Source organism: Methylobacterium sp. E-005 (assembly GCF_022829725.1).
GTDB lineage: Bacteria > Pseudomonadota > Alphaproteobacteria > Rhizobiales > Beijerinckiaceae > Methylobacterium.
The window spans coordinates 1-17,062 of the sequence record NZ_JAKSYG010000018.1; the positions used below are offsets into that span (position 1 = coordinate 1).

Below are 17,062 nucleotides of genomic sequence, written 5' to 3' on the forward strand. Positions count from 1 at the left end.
CGGGGTCTTCAGCCGCGCCGCCCAGGGCATGAGCGCCAGCACGACCTCGGAGATGTAGCTCGCGATGACGAGGTTGACCTTGTCCTCCGAGACCGCCCGCTGGAAGGCGCGGACCGCATCCGAGGCTGACGACTTGTCGTCGTAGGTGACGACCTGGATCTGCCGGCCGTCGATCCCGCCCTTGGCGTTGATCTCGTCGGCGGCGAGCTGCACGGCCTGCGGGATCGAGGCCCCGGCCACGGACTGCGCCTCGGCGATCACGCCGATCTTGATCGGGTCCGCGGCGTGGGCCGGACCTGTGAGCATCGATCCCGCCGCCAGCAAAGCAGGCAGCATGCGCCGGATCTGGGCGCGCCGGACGACGGCACGCGCGGTCTCGGACATCGGCGTTTCCTCAATCTGTGCGCCCGAATTTTTTATTCGCGGGCTTGGCACTGACTGTAGCCGGGGCTCGACGGATCACAAGGGGCGGCCGCCGCGCCGCGGGTGACGTTTCCGGCGAGTCGTTCGCGCCCGGGGCTTCCGGGCTCCGCGGCCCGGGCCTAGGCTCGCGCCCGGCACCGCACGAATGCGGGCCCGATGGCCTCGAATAAGGGCGGATCATCCGGTGAGGAACGCACGCACGTCCGGGCCCGTCCCGGGCCGGGGCTCGGCCCCACGAGTCTGCGCATGAGTCTGCGCTGGACCCGACGGCCCGAGGGCTCGACCTGGGGCGATTTCGGCCCCGACGACGAGTTGGGCCGCCTCAACCTCCTCACCCCCGAGAAGGTGCGCCAGGGCGTCGCCGAGGTGCGGGAGGGCCTGACCTTCTGCCTCAGCCTGCCCCTGGACCTGCCGGGCGGCAATGCCCTCAACCCGCGCCGCCACCCGCCGCAGATCACTCCGACCCGGCGCGCCAACGGCCGGCCCAACATGAACTTCCCGGTCTGCGAGGAGGTCGACGGCGCCACCGACGTGATCTGCGACGACCGGGCGCTGATCCACCTGCAATACTCGACGCAGTGGGATTCGCTCGCCCATGTCGGCTCGCTGTTCGATGCGGACGGGTCAGGCGCGGCGCCGACCTTCTACAACGGCTTCCGCGGCGGCCGGGACATCGTCGGGCCGGAGCGCGCCGAGGCAGCGGACCAGCCCTCCCAGGCCAAAAAACTCGGGATCGAGCGGCTGGCTGAGAGGGGCATGCAGGGCCGGGCCGTGATGATCGATCTGCGCGCCCATCTCGGCGACGCCAAGACCAAGGTCGGCTACGACCAGCTCGCCCGGATCCTGGAGGCGGACGGCGTCGTGGTGGAGCCCGGCGACATGGTCTGCCTGCACACGGGCTTCGCCGAGCGGCTGATCGCCATGGGCGGGACACCCGACCCGAAGCTCGTCCACAATCTCTGCGCCGGGCTCGACGGGCGGGATCCGCGGCTCCTCGACTGGATCACCCGCACCGGGCTCTGCGCGCTGATCGCCGACAACTACGCCGTGGAGGCCTATCCGGCGGGGCCCGGCCCCGCCTGCTGCGCGACGCTGCCGCTGCACGAGCACTGCCTGTTCAAGCTCGGGGTCAATCTCGGCGAATTGTGGCACCTGACGCCGCTCGCCGACTGGCTGCGGGCGCACGGCCGCTCCCGCTTCCTGCTCACCGCGCCGCCCCTGCGCCTGCCCGGGGCGGTGGGCTCGCCGACGACGCCGATCGCCACGGTATGAGGGGAGGGCGGCATGACCGAGATCGCGATCGTCGGCGGCGGCCTGATGGGGCACGGCATCGCCCTGGTGCTGGCGCTCCGCGGGCACGCCGTGCGGATCACCGACACGGCTCCTGAGACCCGCGCGCGGATCCCGGCCCTCATGGCCTCCGCGCTCGCGACCCTGCGGGAGGCGGGCGCCGCCCCGGAGGGCTGGGATGCCGAAAGGCTCAGGCTGGCCGTCCGGGTCGAGGCGGAGCTCGAACCCGCCGTGGCCGGCGCCGGCCTCGTGATCGAGGCGATCACCGAGAACCCGGAGGCGAAGCGCGCCCTCTTCACCGAGCTCGACCGGCTCTGCCCGGCCGACACGATCCTCGCCAGCAACACCAGCTACCTCGACGTCTTCCCGCTGATCCCCGAAGCCCGGCAGGCGCGGGCACTGATCCTGCACTGGTACACGCCGCCCTACATCGTCGACCTCGTCGACGTGGTGCCGGGCCCCGGGACCGATCCGGCCATCGTCGCCGCGATGGCCGATCTGGTGCGCGGCCTCGGGCAGGTGCCGATCGTGCTGAAGCGCTTCATCCCGGGCTACATCGCCAACCGCATCCAGCAGGCGATCAGCGCCGAGGTGTTCCAGCTCCTCGACGAAGGCGTCGCCGCGCCGCGGGACATCGACGACGCGATCATCCACGGCCTGTCGTTACGCATTCCGATCCTCGGCCACCTCGCCAAGGCCGACTTCACCGGGCTGGAACTGACGCAGCGGGCGCTCGCCAATGCGAGCTACGCGCCGCCGCCCCCGCGCACCCGCTCCGAGACCCTGGACGCCCTCTGCGCCGAAGGCCGCACCGGGGTGATGGCGGGGCGCGGCTATTTCGACTGGGGCGGGCGCCCGCCCGAAGAGCTGTTCCGCGAGCGCGACCGCAAGCTCCTGGCGCTCAAGGCCGCGATGGCCGGGATCGGCCGGATGGAGGGGACATGATCGGGGCGGATTTTTCCGGACGGCGCGTCCTCGTCACCGGGGCCTCGTCGGGCATCGGGCTCGCGACGGTGGCGATGTTCGCGCGCAACGGCGCCACGGTGGCGCTGAACCATCTGCCCGACGATCCCCGCGGCCCCGAAGAGGTCGAACGGCTCGCCGGAGCGGGCTTTTCCGTCATCGCCCTGCCCGGGGACGTGTCCGAGCCCGGGGCCGCCGAGGCGATGGTGGCGGACGGGATCGCGCGGCTCGGCGGCCTCGACGTGCTCGTCAACAATGCCGGCACGGCGGGCACCACCACCCCCATCGCGTTCGAGGACCTCGACGCGATGACCGAGGATTTTTGGGCCACCATCCTGGCCACCAACTTGCTCGGCCCGTTCCGCTGCGCGCGTGCGGCGGCAGCAAGTCTCAAGAAAAGCCGGGGCGCCATCGTCAACACCGCCTCGGTCGCCGGGCTCGGGCGGCGCGGCTCGTCGGTCGCCTACTCGGCCAGCAAGGCCGGGCTGATCAACCTCACCCGCAGCCTCGCCCGGGCGCTGGCCCCCGACGTGCGGGTCAACGCGGTGGCGCCCGGCCTCGTCGCCACCCCCTGGACCCAGCCCTGGTCCGAGGAGCGCAAGGCCTCCACCGTCGGGCGCACCATGCTGGGTCGCATGGCCCGGCCGGAGGACGTCGCCGAAACGATCTTCTTCCTGGCCGCGGGGGCGGCCTACATCACCGGCGAGACCCTCACGGTCGATGGCGGGGCCCTGTGAGTTCGAGGACACCAGCGATGTCGCGCACCACCGTCATCACCTGCGCCCTCACGGGCTCCTTCGACACGCCGAAGAAGAACCCGGCGGTGCCGGTGAGCCCCGAGGCCATCGCGCGATCCGCCCTGGAGGCGGCGTCCGCCGGGGCCGCGGTGGTCCACATCCATGTCCGCGATCCCGCGACCGGCGCGCCCAGCATGGAACTCGCCCATTACCGCGAGGTGGTCGAGCGGATCCGCGACAAGAACGATGCCGTCATTCTCAACCTGACCACGGGGGCGGGGGGCCGGTTCGTGCCGGGCGACCCCGATCCGGCCAAAGCCGGCCCCGGCACGACCTTCGTGAGCCCGGAGGCGCGCACCCGGCACGTGGCGGCGTTGCGGCCGGAGATCTGCACCCTCGACATCGCCACGATGAATTTCGGCGAACACCTGTTCCTGAACACGCCCGCCCATCTGCGGGCCATGGCGGGGCAGATCCGGGAGGCCGGCGTGAAGCCCGAGATCGAGGTGTTCGACCTCGGCCAGATCGAGCTGGCCCGGCACCTGATCGCCGAGGGGCATCTGGCGCGCCCGCCCCTGTTCCAGATCTGCCTCGGCATCCCCTGGGGGGCGCCAGCGACGCCCGAGGCGCTGGTGGCGATGCGGGCGCGGCTGCCGGAGGACGCGATCTGGTCGGCCTTCGGGATCGGGCGGCAGGAATATCCGATGCTGGCGGTGGCGGCCGGGATGGGCGGGAACGTCCGGGTGGGGCTGGAGGACAACCTGTACCTGTCCCATGGCAAGCTCGCGCCGAGCAACGCGGCGCTGGTCGAGAAGGCGGTGAGTTTGCTCGCCCATATCGACCGCGAGCCGGCCACGCCCGATCAGGCGCGGGCGATCTTTGGTTTGGCGCCACGGGGATAGAGCGCCCGCCCGCCGAGCCAAACAGGGTCGTCGGATCGGATCCCGCGGGCGCCCCACCGGTTCGAAACGGGGACGCGCGTCACGGGACGGGGCGTTGCCGACCCTGGATCGCGCTCGGCCCATCACCGTGAAAGAGCTGGGCCCGAAGGCCCGTCAGCCCTGCTTCGGCAGGGCCGCGATGAGGTCGCGCAGGGTGGTGATGGTCGACGCGTCGGCCACACCGTCCACCCGCGCCTGCCGGAAATGGCGCTGGAACGCGGTGACCACCGCGTGGGTGCGCGCGTCGAACAGCCCGGTGACCGGCAGATCGTAGCCGTAGAGGGCGAACATCGCCTGCAGGGCCTCGACGGGCTGGCCGGCATCGCCCTGGGCGAAGAAGCGGCCGTCCCGCAGGCTCGTGGGCGGCACGTGGTGGCCGATGCCCGCCGCCGCGAGGCGGTCCCACGGAAACGTCTCGCCCGGATCCTCCTTGCGCTCGGGGGCGATGTCGGAATGGGCGAGAACCCGCTCGGACGGGATCGGCCAGCGGCCCAAAATGTCCCGGGCCAGCGCGATCACCGCCTCGATCTGCGCCTCCGGGTAGGGCGGCAGCCCGCCGGCATGGCCCGGATGGACGATCTCGATCCCGAGGGAGCGGGAGTTGATGTCGGTCTCGCCCCTCCACGTGCCCGCCCCCGCGTGCCACGCCCGGCGCGCCTCCGGCACCAGCTGGACGATGCCGCCATCCTCGAACACGAGGTAATGGGCCGAGACCTCGCTCAGCGGATCGCGCAGCCGCGCCAGGGCGGCGGCCCCGCTCCCCATGCCGGTGTAGTGGAGGATCAGCATGTCGGGCCGGCCCCCACGGCGCTCGCCATGGTTCGGCGAGGGGGCGACGCGGCGGGCGAGGGGGCTGTCCGCACTCAGGCTCACCGCACCCCCCGCTCCGCCACGATCCGATCATAGGCGGCGTTGATCGCGGCGAGCCGCCGGGTCGCGATCGCCACCGCCTCCGTGGGCAGGCCGCGGGCCAGCGCCCGGTCCGGATGGTGCTCGGCCACGAGATCCCGATGGCGGGCCTTCAGGGTCGCCGCGTCGGCCTCCCGGTCGAGGCCGAGGACGGCGTAGGGATCGTCCGGCAGCCGCACGTGCCGGGCGGCGATCCGCTGGAACGCCGCCTCGTCGAAGCCAAAGATGGCGGAGACCGACCGGAGGTAGCGCTCCTCCGCCTCGTGGAGCGCCCCGTCGGCGCCCGCGATCTGGAACAGGCCGTCGAGCACGTCCTCGAGCAGGGCCGGCTCGTCGCCGAAGGTCGCGGCGAGCTGGCGCGCATAGGCCTCGAACCCGTTCGTGGTCTTCTTGGCCAGATCGAACAGCCGCTCGACCCCCGGCCGCGCGGCGGGCTCGACCTGCACGACCCGGCCGAAGGCCTCCACCTCGGAGGGCAGCACGACGCCGTCGGATTTGGCCATCTTGGCGGCGAGCGCTACGAGCCCGGTGGTGAACACCACGTCGCGGGGCGTCCGGCCGAAGGGCGCGCCGACCCGGTCCAGCAGGAAATGGCCCGCGACGCCCCCGACCAGCGCCCCGAGGGGGCCACCGATCGCGAGGCCCAGGCCGGCCCCACCGATCTTGCCCCACACGCCCTGAGATTCGGCCGCCGACGTCATCGGCGACCCGGCTCAGGGGCGAATCGTGGACGCGGTGCAGTCATCGTGGGCGGCGTAGGTCCGGCACCGGGACGCCCCGGCTCAGGGCCGGAATAAACGCTCCTTAGGCCGGGCGGAAGGGCCGGGCCATAGCCCGGCCCCGCTTTGGCTCAGCGGCAGTAGATGTTGCCGTAGGCGTCGCGGTAGGTGCCGTAGGGGCAGCGCGGCGCGGTCGAGGCGCCCACGATGGCGCCACCGGCACCGCCGATCGCCGCGCCGGCGAGCGCACCGCCCGCGCGACCCGTCGCGGCCGCGCCGATCGCCGCGCCGGTGAGCGCACCGAGGCCCGCGCCGCCGAGCGCCCGGTCCTCGGGGGTGTTGCAGGCGCCGAGCGACAGGGCGGCGATGGTGGCGAGGGCGGCGGCAGTGAGCTTCTTCATGGTCCCCAGAACTCCCTTGTGCATCCGGCCTGTGCAGCCGGTCCGGCCAAAGGCCGTGATCGTGGCGGATCGCCCCGAGCTTAGCAGCAATGCAATGGCGACCCTACGGCTAAGGTTCCATCGGAGCGAGACCGGAGTTGCGCCCGGTTCCCGTCTCGCCCTATGCCTCGCGCCTTGAGGCGGCCCCGGCCGGGGACCGCGGCGCCCTGTCCGAGGATCCCATCCCATGTCGACGCCCGAGCCGACCTCCACGCCCACCGCCACCACGATCGTCCGTCGGGCCGCGGTGCGGGCAGACCGCGTCGTCGACACGGTGAGCCTCGACCATGACGCCCGGTCCGCGCTTCCCCAGACCCTGATGGCCGAGGGCGGGCTCGGCTTCACGGTGGCACTCACCAAGGAAGCGGCCCTGGATGACGGCGACGCGCTGCGCCTCGACGACGGCCGGCTCGTCGTGGTGCAGGCCGCTGCGCAGGATCTGTTCGTGGTGCGCGCCGAGAATCCCACCCGGCTGATGCGCCTCGCGTGGCAGCTCGGCGGCAGCCACGTGCCCGCCGAGATCGCCGCGGACGCGCTCTACATTCCGGCGACCCCCGCTGCGGCCGAGCTGGTGCGCGGCCAGGGCTGCGTCGCGAGCCCGGTCTCGCGGCCGTTCCGGCCCGAGCGTGCGGCCCACGATCACAGCACCTGCGGCCACGACCACGGGCATGACCATCACGGGCACGATCATGGCCATGACCATCACGGCCATGCCCACGAGAGCCATGCCCACGAGAGTCATGACCATGCCCATGATCATGGGCACGACCATCACCACCACGATCACGCGCACAATCACGGGCCCGACCATGGTCACGCTCATGGGCCGGGCTGCGGACACGAGCACTGAAAGCACTCGGACGCAGCGGTAGCGCGGGACTGGGATCGCGAAGTCCACGACCAGGAACGGCGCCCGATCGGGCGCCGTTCTTCATTCCGGGGCCGGCAAGGAGGCGTGGGGATATCGAATTCCGCCCGGGATGAGGTCCGTATTGTCAGATCATAACCCTATCGTTCATCGGCTGAAGCCGAAAAACTCTGGATCACGATTGAATTTTAACGGGGTTATGCGGGCCAATAGACTGGATATTATCCGGTAATTTGCCGAATATGCTATCGAATGAACTGTTGCATCACAATCACAGCTTCGCTCATGGGCCGTTGATACATCCGCTCCAGGAACTTCGTCTTTGGAACGGCTCACATGAACAAGCTCGTTGTCTCCGCGGCAGCCTTCGCAACCTTGACGGCTGCGGCCTCAGCTGCCGATCTGCCCCGTCGCGCGCTTCCGCCCGCGCCGATCCCGGTGCCGGTCTTCACTTGGACGGGCACGTATTTCGGCGTCAACGCCGGTTACATCACGACGACCCAGGATACCGCGCTGACGGCGGGCGTCTTCCCGGGCAATAACGGCGTTCGGACCGGGAACCGTCCGGGCGCCCTGCGGCTGCCGCAGGACGGATTCACCGGCGGCGGCCAGATCGGCTACAACTACCAGTTCACCCCCGGCTCGGGCTTCGTGGTCGGCGTCGAGACCGACGCGAACTACACGGACCTGAACCGCACCCGCCGCGTCGTCGGCCGGACCGGCGGCATCAGCACCTATCGGCAGGCGGGGGATTTCCTGGGCACCGTGCGCGGACGTGTCGGTTATGCCTTCGATCACGTGCTCGTCTACGGCACCGGCGGCTTCGCCTACGCGGCCGATACGGAGCGCGCCACCTTCCAGGCGCCGCAGCGTGATCCCGTCTTCTTCGGCAGCCGTTCGCGCATCGAGACCGGCTACGCGGCTGGCGGCGGCGTCGAGTATGCCCTGCCGACCGACTCGTTCCTGAACGTGTTCCGCTCCAACGCCGTCACGGTGAAGGCCGAAGCGCTGTACTACAACCTCGGCAGCAGCAGGGTTGCGCTGCCGGCGATCGGGCGCGGCCAAGGCGCCTACGTCACGCGCTTCCAGAACGAGGGCGTACTCGGCCGCGTGGGGCTGAATTACAAGTTCGGCAGCTGAGGCACACGCCGCCGAAGCGTAGGCCGCTTCGGCGCAGGAGGGGGTGTCAAACGGAGAGTGAGCGGCAAGCCCGCCTGCGAAGCGGTCGGGCACGGCTCTCATCGTCCCTTCGGGCGCGCAGAGACCGGTGCGATGCCGTACGGCATGCCGCCGCAGCCCTCGCCCGGACGGCCCCCGCCCGATCAGATGGACGACGCCCCGGATATTCCCGTCCGGGGCGTTTCGCCTGCACGGATCCCCTGCGGCGGCGCCGGCTCACAGGCGCTTCGGTACCGGACGCCGACAATAGGCGCGTGCCTCACGGGATCCGAGGCCATCCTGCGCCGAGACACACTGATCCAGGGTCAGTCCGATGCTGGCCGCGTAGGTTTCATTCGGTGACAGCGCGTCGCGGGCGAGGTTCGCGAGATAGATCAGGAAGGCGGCGGCCGCGAGCAGCGCGGCCACGACCAGGGCGCGGTTCAGCATCACGGCCGATGGCCAATGCTGGGCCACGATCCGCAGCGGCCGGTCATGGGAAACCGGCAAACAGGAGCGCCAGCGCGAGCAGCGCAAGCCCGGCGCCGATCAGTGCGCCTGCGACCCCATCGGACCCGCGCCGCCCCGGGCGGCCGATCCGGATCACCGGTCACGATCCGCATGCGTCTCCTGCGGCGGGCTCAATGCAGCAATCCCCAGAGCCCGGTCGCCAGGCCGAAGGTGAGCGAGAGCATCGCGGCGCAGAGCAGGACACGGTCGACCAGGCGCGCCGCCCGATCATCAGGCTGACATTCAAGACTCATGGCGCCTCCTCAGCGCCGAGACTGAGCGGTACCTGTTGCTGAGCTGTGTCGACGCAGGGCCCGGCGCGGGATTTCCGCCGCGGCGTCGCGCCTGTGGCCCATCCGCCGCACCGGCCGGACCGGGCATGGCGCCGCGGCGCGGAACACCGCCGAAGGCCTCCCGGTTGGACCGGCATTCAACCGGAGGCGCCACGTGACCACGGATCCGCTGCACAAATATCCCCGCCCGCCCTTCCCGGCGCAGCCGCAGAGCTTCCCCGGCAAGACCGGCGGCATGGAACCGAAGCCCGATCACGGCGAGGCGAGCTACGCGGGCTCCGGCAAGCTCGCCGGCCGGGCGGCCCTGATCACCGGCGGCGACAGCGGGATCGGCCGCGCCGTCGCGATCGCCTTCGCCCGGGAGGGGGCGGATGTCGCGATCTCCTACCTGCCGGAGGAGCAGGCGGATGCCGAGGCGGTGGGTCAATGGATCGAGAAGGCGGGCCGGCGCGCCCTGCTGCTGCCCGGCGACCTGAAGGACCCGGCCTACGGACGCCAGATCGTCGCCCGCACCGTGGAGACGTTCGGGCGCCTCGACGTCCTGGTCAACAACGGCGCGTTCCAGCAGCCGAACCAGGACCTTGACGCCATCGAGGACACCATCTTCGAGGATCATTTCCGCACGAACGTGTTCGGCCCGTTCTACGTGACCAAGGCGGCGCTCCCGCACCTCAAGCCGGGTGCCTCGGTGATCTTCACCTCCTCGGTCAATTCGAAGCATCCGATGCCGACGCTCATGGCCTACAGCGCCACCAAGGGCGCCCTGAGCAACATGGTGCTGAGCCTCGCCCAGCTGCTGGCCGAGAAGGGGGTGCGCGTGAACGGCGTGCTGCCCGGGCCGATCTGGACCCCGTTCATTCCCTCCGGGATGAGCCAGGATGCGGTGACGTCGTTCGGCAGCCAAGTGCCGTTCGGGCGCCCCGGCCAGCCGGCCGAGCTCGCCTCGGCCTACGTGATGCTGGCCTCGGAGGAGAGCAGCTACACCTCGGGCGCGCTCGTCACGGTGGCGGGGGCGATGCCGGTGCTCTGAGACGACCGCGGGCCGGGCGCAGCGCGTCCGCGCGGTCGCGTGGCATAAGCGGGCGGCGGGCCACCGGCGGCCCGCCATTCGCCCGGTTCAGGCGGCGCGCACCTCGGTGAGGAAGCGCAGGACCTCAACGCGCAACGCCTCGGCGCTGCGGCAGACGCCGTCGGCGGCCGATCCGACATCGCCGGCCACGCGGCGCGTCGATTCCGCCGCCGCCGAAGCCGAGACCACGTTCTGGCTCACCGCCCCGGTCCCCTGCGAGGCCGCATCGACGTTCTGGGAGATGTGCCCCGTGGCGAAGCGCTGCTGCTCGACGGCCGCCGCGATCGCGCTCGCGATGGTGTTCATCAGATCCACCGTCTTGCCGATCGATTGAACCGCCGCGACCGCCTCCGTCGTCTCCCCCTGGATGGCGTCGATCTGCGCGGTGATCTCCTCGGTGGCCTTGGCGGTCTGGCCGGCCAGTCCCTTCACCTCCGCGGCCACCACGGCGAAGCCGCGGCCCGCCTCGCCGGCCCGGGCCGCTTCGATCGTGGCGTTGAGCGCCAGCAGATTCGTCTGCTCGGCGATGGCCGAAATGATCCGCACGACCTCACCGATCCTCTCCGCCGCTCCGGCGAGACCGCGAATCTGCCGGTCGGTCCGCTCCGCTTCGCTGACGGCCTGCCCGGCGATCTCGGCCGACTTGGTGACCTGCCCGCCGATCTCCGAGATCGAGGCCGACAGTTCCTCGGTCGCCGCGGCCACGGTCTGCACGTTGGCGGCCGCCTCCTGGGCGGCGTCGGCCGCCGATCCGGCCTGCTCCGCCGCCTCCACGGCGGTCTCCGACATCGCCCGGCAAGCCTCGCGCATCCCGGCCGCGGCGCCATCCACCTGCTGCAGGAGCGCACTCGCGCTCTGGTCGAAGCTTCGCGTCAGATCCTCCATCCGGCGCGCCCGCTCCTCGCGCTTGGCCCGCTCGGCCAGCTGATCGGCCGCGAGGGCCTGCTCCTTCACCATGCTGTCGCGGAAGACCCCGGCCGCCGCGGCCATCTGGCCGATCTCGTCGCGCCGGCCCAATCCCGGGATCGCGGTCGCGATCTCACCCTCGGCGAGCCGGCGCAGGGCCTTGGTGAAGGCGCTCAGCGGCCTGGTGATGCTCCGGGCGACCAGGATGCCCGCCCCCGCGATCGCGAGGAACAGCGGCACCAGCCAGTACAGGGACTGGATCATCCGCTGGCGGCTCACCGCATAGACGTCATCGACGTAGAGCGCCGCGTTGATGGACCATTGCCACGGCGCGAAGCCCAGGGAGTAGGCCACCTTGGGTGCGGGCTCCGTCTCGCCGAGCCGCCGCCAGCTATACTCGGTGAAGCCGCCCCCCGCCATGCCACGCTCGATGATCTGCCCGACGAAGATCGTCTTCATTGCTTCGTCGCTGCGGCTCTTCGTGCCTTCGATCTTGGGATCGGGATGGACGAGGTTGCGTCCGACATGGCCGGGAGCCGTGCCGTAGACGAAGACGTAGTCGCTACCGTTGAACCGGATCGCCCGCAGGACATCGCCGGCCCGCTTTTTCGCCTCGTCCTGGGTCAGGGTCCCGGCTTCGGCCTGCTTGGCCAGCGCGACCACGATGCTGTGCGCCGCTTCGACCTGATTGCGGATGGCGGCCCGGCGATCCTCCATCATGATGCCTTCGACGGACCGGAACTCGACGGCCAAGATCGCCGCGAATGCCAGCAAGACACCACCTAAAATAAAGAATACTTTCTTGCCAATTGTCATAAACGCATATCCTTGAATAAGACTTCAGATTTATTGAGATTGCACCTTCTCCTCTCCCCAGCATATGCAAATCTTGTTTCTCGATTTCAAGTTCTTTCGCAAAATCTTACGGATTATCCATTGACAGGCGAGCCTGCTTACAAGCTTTCAACTTTCGCGAACCGCATCGACAAGACTGGATCCGCGGTCTGGCATGCCCATTTCAGTTTTGAGTCCAGCCTCGAGCCGTGCGTTGCATCACAGCCGGAACCAGGCGCCGGGGGCGAGCCGGGGCCAGCGGGCAGCGCTGTTCGCCGGGCGTCGCGCCGCGCTATCAGTGCCGGCAATCCCAACCCACCGGATAACACCCGACGCAGGCGACGCGCGGGACGACACGGATCGGGCACACGTGACCGCGACCGGCCTCCGCAGCGCAGGTCCGGGCTGGCGCTTTCCATCGCGCCGCTGATGGGCAGGAACGACGGAAGCCGTTTCACGCTCTGCAGAGACCGCTTCCTGCGCGGCATGCTGTCCTGATGCCGTACCGAAATCAGCCGCGGAGTGCCTCGGCCTCTAAAGGCGCGGTCTCCAGATCGCGCGACGGATCGACGTGGTCGTCGATCGGGCGCGGGTCGAGGTCGAGAACGGCTTGGCCGGGATGAACGGTCGGGTGCGGGTCGAGTGGGTCCCACGCGGCTGGTCGCGGGTCGAGCGCGACCTCAACGCGGATCGTCCAGCGTGGAGCACGAGCCAATATGGGCCGCCCAGCGTGCCCGGGAACGCGGGTCTCCAGCGCCAGACCGATGAGAACCGGCCGGGGAGCGGCGACCCCGACCCGCCATGCAACACGATCCAGGTGATGCGGCGGCGTCTCGACGAGCCTGAGCGGGATGCCCGGGCGGTACCGCGTCGGTCGTGCGGCTTCCAACCCGATCCGTCCTGCCGTTGGCGCCCCGGCTTCGGCTGGTGCGCGTTGTGGCCCTTCAGCCCGGGCGGCACCGCCGCGCAGGGCTTTCCGTTCGCGCGACGCTTCCTTCGAACGAACGATGCGACGCAGTTCTGCGCGGGACTATCGAGGCGTCTTCAAAGCCCGATGGCAACAGGACCCGCCGGGCCACGCCGCGGCGGGTTTTCTATAGCCGCGCTGAAACATCGACGGTGAGCGCGTCCGGCTCACCGCGGCGGACTTATGTCGGCCCGGGGCGAAACGACGGTCGATCAATCGTCGACGGTGACGAGCCAATCCTTGCGGTAATCGCCACGATAGACAACCTTGGCCTTGCCGCCAAAGCCGATGGCATAGTCCTGCGCTTCGGCTTCCGTAGAGAAGATGCAGAGCTTTGCAGACATCTGAGCGCTCCTGCGACTGAGTTCGCCCTCAAGATGGCGCATGCTGCGCCAACGACAATCCCGCCGCCGACGTCTCCCGCGATGGCTCGTCCGGGCCGCTCTGACCCGCGGGTGGATAGGCTCATCGCGCGCGCGAAGTCGCGTTGCGGCATGGTCCCGAACCGGGACGATCGGTGCCGGCCGACCGACATCAGCTGCTAATCGCCGCCTGCCACCCTGCCGTCGAGCCACGTTGCGTATCGGCTCGGCTCACACGCTGGTGAGATCGGACGCTCCCCCGCCCCGTGAACAGATCGGGGCGGGGCCGAGCGGGCGATATGTGGCGGCCTGCACGGAGCCCTTGATATTGCCCCCTCATGCGGCGACGCCGCGTCATCGAAGGCAGCCGATGAAATCCGACGACCGTTCGCTTCAGAACTCGCCGGCCAAGCCCGCACGGGCTCCGAGCGCGTTGTTGCCGCCATAGGCGACCCCCGCCGTGATCGCGACCGGCACACAGCAGGTGGGCAGCCGGTGCGCCACCGCCACGCCACCCGCCCATTCCCCGCGATAGGTCGCCCCATTCGTGGCCCAGGTGGTCTTGCCCGGCGCTGAGGGCATCGGGGCCGTCGCCATGGCGATCGCCATCGCGACGCCCTGTCGAGCCTCCTTGCGGGTCTGGATCGCGTAACGCTGCACCGCGTCGACTCGGCTGCCCAAATCCGCGATGCTCGATGGCCCGTAGGCCGACGCGGCGAGATTGCCGTTGGCGTCCGTGGTGACGAAGTTCGTCGGGCCGCTTTGCGCCGCCGCGCTCGCCCGCGAGGCGATGCCGGCCATCGTGTAGGTGTTTCCGGCCGTGCCGATCGCGACCTGATTGGCCCGCGTCGTCTTGACGTCGGTGCCGATCGCGACCGCATTCGCCTGATCGGCACGCGCGCCGCTGCCCAACGCGAGACCGCCATCCCCGCCCGCCGACGCGTTCGCGCCGATCGCCGTGGATCCCGACCCGGCTGCGTTGGCGGCGAAGCCCAGGGCGGTACTTCCGTCACCGCGCGCGGTCGACGCCGTGCCCACGGCCGTGCTGCCGATCCCCTGGGCGCTGGCCGCGTAACCGAGGGCGACGCTCCCGGTCCTCGTGGCGCTGGCGCCGGTCCCCACGGCCAGCGATGCCGTACCGAGTGCGCTCGCTCCGGAGCCGATGGCCTGCGCATCGTCGCCGCCGGCGCTCGGACCAGCCAAGCGGCTGGTGTTGTTGGCCGCGACGCCCGTGAGATCCGAGAACGAAGAGAGTCTAAGATCGGTGACGACAGATTGGCCCTGAGACTGCGTGACCGCACCCGTCACGCTTGACCCGCCCTGGCCCCCGCCGGGATCGACCGTCGTCCCCGTACCGGATGTCCCGAGCGTGATGCCTGTGCCGAGCAGACCGTCACCCGGTCCCGTCGTGCCGACAAGCAGTCCGGTACCCAGAACGCCGGTCCCGGTTGCTCCGACATTCAAACCGGTTCCCAGCACACCGCTGCCGGGTGCGCTGGTGCTGATCCCGAGCCCGGTCCCGACAAGGCCCGTCCCGGACGCACCGAGGGTGAGGCCGCTGCCGACCAGACCGCTGCCGAGAGTTGTGGTCCCGACGGACAATCTCGGGCTAAGAATGCCTCCTCCGGTTGTATCAAGGGTACCCCGGAGCAGTTGTGCATGGGCCGGAGAAGCAGCCAGGGCGCCGAGAAACCCGCTGGAGAGCAGAACGAGGCTGACGCTTGAGCGTCGACGAGAACAGTTCGTATTGCTGTCACGGCTCGACATGACGAAGGATTCCCCAAACATCTGCAAATCTCGCGCGGATGCAGTTCCCGACGCTCTCGGCCAACTGGGGGCAGCGCCGACTTGAACACCTTGTGGTTGAATAGTTGATTTCGTCTTAAGGTTGTAAATCCCGCTCTATACAACCTGATTGCGCGGCGGCGGCTGCCCGCGTCCGGCACCCGGTGTCTCCGACACCGCTCGCACGAGCCCCTTCCGGACCGGCGTCGCACCACCGGCCGGCTCGCGTGGAGGCGTTCCGAACACCGCCTTCATCGACACCCTCACCCTGGCTGTGCGGAGGTCAGAGAACGTCGCCGCTGCGGCCTCCTTCGGCGCCTTGGAGTCGAGCGGCCTGCGGCAGCTGCGCCGGGCGCCCGTCAGGACGGCGGACGTGCGCGCGGGGCCATTGCCGATCGTCGACGGATCGCGTCCCTTGCCCGGCCCGGGGGTCAAGGCCGTCATCCCGCGCCGGGCGGGCAGGGCGGCGAGCGGACGATCCCTGATGTCCGCGGCACCTGAGCCCTGGTCCGGCCGCTGCGCGTGCGCGCAACGGCGATGTCCCGGTCGATCGCCGCAGCGAGGGCCGGATCCTCGGTCTTCATCTGGGCAAGGGCATCGGGCGTGCCCACCGTCCGCGTGACGTTGCTTGAGCCACGCTCCCGTGGCGGGGCGCCGGCGGACGGTCCGGGTCTCGCGGTGGGCCAGCCGGTCCTTTTGACGTGGATCCAGCCGTGATATCTCCGTCGTCCCACACCTTCCGCGCGCTCGACGAGGCTCTCTATCGCGCCCCCGCGCTGGAACGGTACGGGGGCGAGGCGGGACAGCTAAGCCGAACTCTGATGAGGCCGAGACCCGGCGGGGAACAGCACGGAAGCGACGGCAAGTGACTGGCGGACCGGAAGAACCCAGAAATCTCAACGGCTGGCGCTTTTCCATCGCGCCGATGATGGATTGGACAGATCGCCATTGCCGGGCGTTCCATCGGACCCTCTCCGCCCGCGCGCGGCTCTACACCGAGATGGTGACCACCGGCGCCGTTCTGCACGGGCCGCGCGAGCGCCTGCTCGGCTTCTCGGCGGTGGAGCATCCGATCGCCGTCCAGCTCGGCGGGTCGGACCCGGCGGAGCTCGCGCAGGCCGCCCGGATCGCCGTGGATTTCGGCTACGACGAGGTGAACCTCAACGTCGGCTGCCCCTCCGACCGGGTGCAGGAGGGGCGCTTCGGCGCCTGCCTCATGCGCGAGCCGGCCCTGGTGGGTGATTGCGTCGCCGCGATGAAGGCCGCGGTCGCCGTGGCGGTCACCGTCAAGTGCCGGATCGGCGTCGACGATCAGGACCCCGAGACGGCCCTCGATGCCCTGGCCGATGCGGTCGTGGCCGCCGGCGTCGACGGGCTGATCGTCCATGCCCGCAAGGCTTGGCTACAGGGCCTGTCGCCCAAGGAGAACCGCGACGTGCCGCCGCTCGATTACGGCCGGGCCGCGCGGCTGAAGCAGCGGCTGCCGCTCCTGCCGATCGCGGTCAATGGCGGCCTGCGCGATCTGGACGCCGTGCAGGCGCGCCTCGCCGAGGTCGACGGCGTCATGGTCGGCCGCGCCGCCTATACCGAGCCGGCGCTGCTGCTCGGCGTCGATCCCGACGTATTCGGCGTGCCCGCACCGACCGCCGATGCCTTTGCGGCGATCGAAGCGTTCGAGCCCTACGTGGCCGGAGTCCTGGCCCAGGGTGAGCGCCTCCACGCGGTGACCCGGCACATGCTCGGCCTGTTCAACGGCCGGCCCGGCGCCCGGGCCTACCGGCGCCACCTCTCGACCCACGGCATGCGGCCCGAGGCCGATCTCGCCACCCTGCGGGAGGCCGTGGCACTGGTCTCCCGGGGGGCGCCGGAGGCAAGGGCCGCCTGAGCG

18 protein-coding genes are annotated in these 17,062 nt (G+C 70.4%); 8 read left to right on the forward strand and 10 right to left on the reverse strand.

Annotation, left to right across the window (positions count from 1 at the left end; all coding sequences use genetic code 11):
• Positions 1 to 384, reverse strand: a 384-nt coding sequence (locus tag MKK88_RS00480; RefSeq protein WP_409566599.1) for an ABC transporter substrate-binding protein, incomplete at its 3' end; no start/stop codon positions are given.
• Positions 385 to 669: 285 nt separating this feature from the next.
• Here MKK88_RS00480 and MKK88_RS00485 point away from each other — a divergent pair.
• From MKK88_RS00485 to MKK88_RS00500, 4 genes are read left to right on the forward strand one after another with little or no spacing between them, the layout of a single operon-like run.
• Complete coding sequence (locus MKK88_RS00485; protein WP_243996622.1) at positions 670 to 1,695, forward strand: cyclase family protein; 1,026 nt, start codon at positions 670 to 672, stop codon at positions 1,693 to 1,695.
• A gap of 12 nt (positions 1,696 to 1,707) precedes the next feature.
• A complete protein-coding gene (locus MKK88_RS00490) occupies positions 1,708 to 2,658 on the forward strand; it encodes a 3-hydroxyacyl-CoA dehydrogenase family protein (protein WP_243996623.1) in 951 nt (316 codons plus the stop codon).
• The gene (locus MKK88_RS00495; protein WP_243996624.1) at positions 2,655 to 3,413 is read left to right on the forward strand and encodes an SDR family NAD(P)-dependent oxidoreductase; all 759 of its coding nucleotides are present in this window, start codon (positions 2,655 to 2,657) and stop codon (positions 3,411 to 3,413) included. The genes MKK88_RS00490 and MKK88_RS00495 overlap by 4 nt, the downstream gene beginning before the upstream one ends.
• 17 nt (positions 3,414 to 3,430) lie before the next feature.
• Positions 3,431 to 4,315: a 3-keto-5-aminohexanoate cleavage protein gene (locus MKK88_RS00500; protein ID WP_243996625.1), complete on the forward strand. Its 885-nt coding sequence runs from the start codon at positions 3,431 to 3,433 to the stop codon at positions 4,313 to 4,315.
• A 153-nt stretch (positions 4,316 to 4,468) separates the two neighbouring features.
• On the opposite strand, the gene MKK88_RS00505 is transcribed toward MKK88_RS00500, so the two are convergent.
• From MKK88_RS00505 to MKK88_RS00515, 3 genes are all read right to left on the reverse strand, one after another.
• Positions 4,469 to 5,227: an N-acetylmuramoyl-L-alanine amidase gene (locus tag MKK88_RS00505; RefSeq protein WP_243996626.1), complete on the reverse strand. Its 759-nt coding sequence runs from the start codon at positions 5,225 to 5,227 to the stop codon at positions 4,469 to 4,471.
• Positions 5,224 to 5,964, reverse strand: coding sequence for a TerB family tellurite resistance protein (locus MKK88_RS00510; protein WP_243996627.1), 741 nt, complete (start codon positions 5,962 to 5,964; stop codon positions 5,224 to 5,226). Before MKK88_RS00510 ends, MKK88_RS00505 begins: the two co-directional genes overlap by 4 nt.
• Before the next feature lie 149 nt (positions 5,965 to 6,113).
• Positions 6,114 to 6,383, reverse strand: a complete 270-nt coding sequence (locus MKK88_RS00515; RefSeq protein WP_007560631.1) for a hypothetical protein — start codon at positions 6,381 to 6,383, stop codon at positions 6,114 to 6,116.
• A gap of 226 nt (positions 6,384 to 6,609) precedes the next feature.
• Between MKK88_RS00515 and MKK88_RS00520 the strand changes: the two genes are divergently transcribed.
• Together MKK88_RS00520 and MKK88_RS00525 are read left to right on the forward strand one after the other, a co-directional pair.
• Positions 6,610 to 7,272 carry an urease accessory protein UreE gene (locus MKK88_RS00520; RefSeq protein ID WP_243996628.1) on the forward strand — a complete coding sequence of 221 codons (663 nt, stop codon included), beginning with the start codon at positions 6,610 to 6,612 and terminating at the stop codon, positions 7,270 to 7,272.
• Between the two features lie 354 nt (positions 7,273 to 7,626).
• Positions 7,627 to 8,430, forward strand: a complete 804-nt coding sequence (locus MKK88_RS00525) for an outer membrane protein (protein WP_243996629.1) — start codon at positions 7,627 to 7,629, stop codon at positions 8,428 to 8,430.
• A gap of 255 nt (positions 8,431 to 8,685) precedes the next feature.
• On the opposite strand, the gene MKK88_RS00530 is transcribed toward MKK88_RS00525, so the two are convergent.
• Together MKK88_RS00530 and MKK88_RS33675 are read right to left on the reverse strand one after the other, a co-directional pair.
• On the reverse strand, positions 8,686 to 8,898 hold the full coding sequence (locus MKK88_RS00530) for a hypothetical protein (protein ID WP_243996630.1): 213 nt from the start codon (positions 8,896 to 8,898) through the stop codon (positions 8,686 to 8,688).
• A 191-nt stretch (positions 8,899 to 9,089) separates the two neighbouring features.
• Complete coding sequence (locus MKK88_RS33675) at positions 9,090 to 9,212, reverse strand: hypothetical protein (protein ID WP_279601997.1); 123 nt, start codon at positions 9,210 to 9,212, stop codon at positions 9,090 to 9,092.
• A 193-nt stretch (positions 9,213 to 9,405) separates the two neighbouring features.
• On the opposite strand from MKK88_RS33675, the gene MKK88_RS00535 reads away from it, so the two are divergent.
• Positions 9,406 to 10,281, forward strand: a complete 876-nt coding sequence (locus MKK88_RS00535) for an SDR family oxidoreductase (protein ID WP_243996631.1) — start codon at positions 9,406 to 9,408, stop codon at positions 10,279 to 10,281.
• A gap of 87 nt (positions 10,282 to 10,368) precedes the next feature.
• Here MKK88_RS00535 and MKK88_RS00540 read toward each other — a convergent pair whose 3' ends face one another.
• The 4 genes from MKK88_RS00540 to MKK88_RS00550 form a co-directional block, all read right to left on the reverse strand.
• On the reverse strand, positions 10,369 to 12,000 hold the full coding sequence (locus MKK88_RS00540) for a methyl-accepting chemotaxis protein (protein ID WP_279601998.1): 1,632 nt from the start codon (positions 11,998 to 12,000) through the stop codon (positions 10,369 to 10,371).
• 571 nt (positions 12,001 to 12,571) lie between these two features.
• Positions 12,572 to 12,775, reverse strand: coding sequence for a hypothetical protein (locus MKK88_RS00545; protein WP_243996632.1), 204 nt, complete (start codon positions 12,773 to 12,775; stop codon positions 12,572 to 12,574).
• 464 nt (positions 12,776 to 13,239) lie between these two features.
• Positions 13,240 to 13,371, reverse strand: a complete 132-nt coding sequence (locus MKK88_RS33680; protein WP_279601999.1) for a hypothetical protein — start codon at positions 13,369 to 13,371, stop codon at positions 13,240 to 13,242.
• Between the two features lie 411 nt (positions 13,372 to 13,782).
• Positions 13,783 to 14,991 carry a hypothetical protein gene (locus MKK88_RS00550; RefSeq protein WP_243996633.1) on the reverse strand — a complete coding sequence of 403 codons (1,209 nt, stop codon included), beginning with the start codon at positions 14,989 to 14,991 and terminating at the stop codon, positions 13,783 to 13,785.
• Positions 14,992 to 16,039: 1,048 nt separating this feature from the next.
• Between MKK88_RS00550 and dusA the strand changes: the two genes are divergently transcribed.
• Positions 16,040 to 17,059, forward strand: a complete 1,020-nt coding sequence (gene dusA / locus MKK88_RS00555; RefSeq protein ID WP_313902286.1) for a tRNA dihydrouridine(20/20a) synthase DusA — start codon at positions 16,040 to 16,042, stop codon at positions 17,057 to 17,059.
• Positions 17,060 to 17,062 lie beyond the last annotated feature (3 nt).

Bases quoted from the DNA above. Each gene is read 5' to 3' on its own strand.
- MKK88_RS00485 (WP_243996622.1), top strand. From the start codon at position 670: ATGAGTCTGCGCTGGACCCGACGGCCCGAGGGCTCGACCTGGGGCGAT.
- MKK88_RS00490 (WP_243996623.1), top strand. From the start codon at position 1,708: ATGACCGAGATCGCGATCGTCGGCGGCGGCCTGATGGGGCACGGCATC.
- MKK88_RS00495 (WP_243996624.1), top strand. From the start codon at position 2,655: ATGATCGGGGCGGATTTTTCCGGACGGCGCGTCCTCGTCACCGGGGCC.
- MKK88_RS00500 (WP_243996625.1), top strand. From the start codon at position 3,431: ATGTCGCGCACCACCGTCATCACCTGCGCCCTCACGGGCTCCTTCGAC.
- MKK88_RS00510 (WP_243996627.1), bottom strand. From the start codon at position 5,964: ATGACGTCGGCGGCCGAATCTCAGGGCGTGTGGGGCAAGATCGGTGGG.
- MKK88_RS00515 (WP_007560631.1), bottom strand. From the start codon at position 6,383: ATGAAGAAGCTCACTGCCGCCGCCCTCGCCACCATCGCCGCCCTGTCG.
- MKK88_RS00520 (WP_243996628.1), top strand. From the start codon at position 6,610: ATGTCGACGCCCGAGCCGACCTCCACGCCCACCGCCACCACGATCGTC.
- MKK88_RS00525 (WP_243996629.1), top strand. From the start codon at position 7,627: ATGAACAAGCTCGTTGTCTCCGCGGCAGCCTTCGCAACCTTGACGGCT.
- MKK88_RS00530 (WP_243996630.1), bottom strand. From the start codon at position 8,898: ATGCTGAACCGCGCCCTGGTCGTGGCCGCGCTGCTCGCGGCCGCCGCC.
- MKK88_RS33675 (WP_279601997.1), bottom strand. From the start codon at position 9,212: ATGAGTCTTGAATGTCAGCCTGATGATCGGGCGGCGCGCCTGGTCGAC.
- MKK88_RS33680 (WP_279601999.1), bottom strand. From the start codon at position 13,371: ATGTCTGCAAAGCTCTGCATCTTCTCTACGGAAGCCGAAGCGCAGGAC.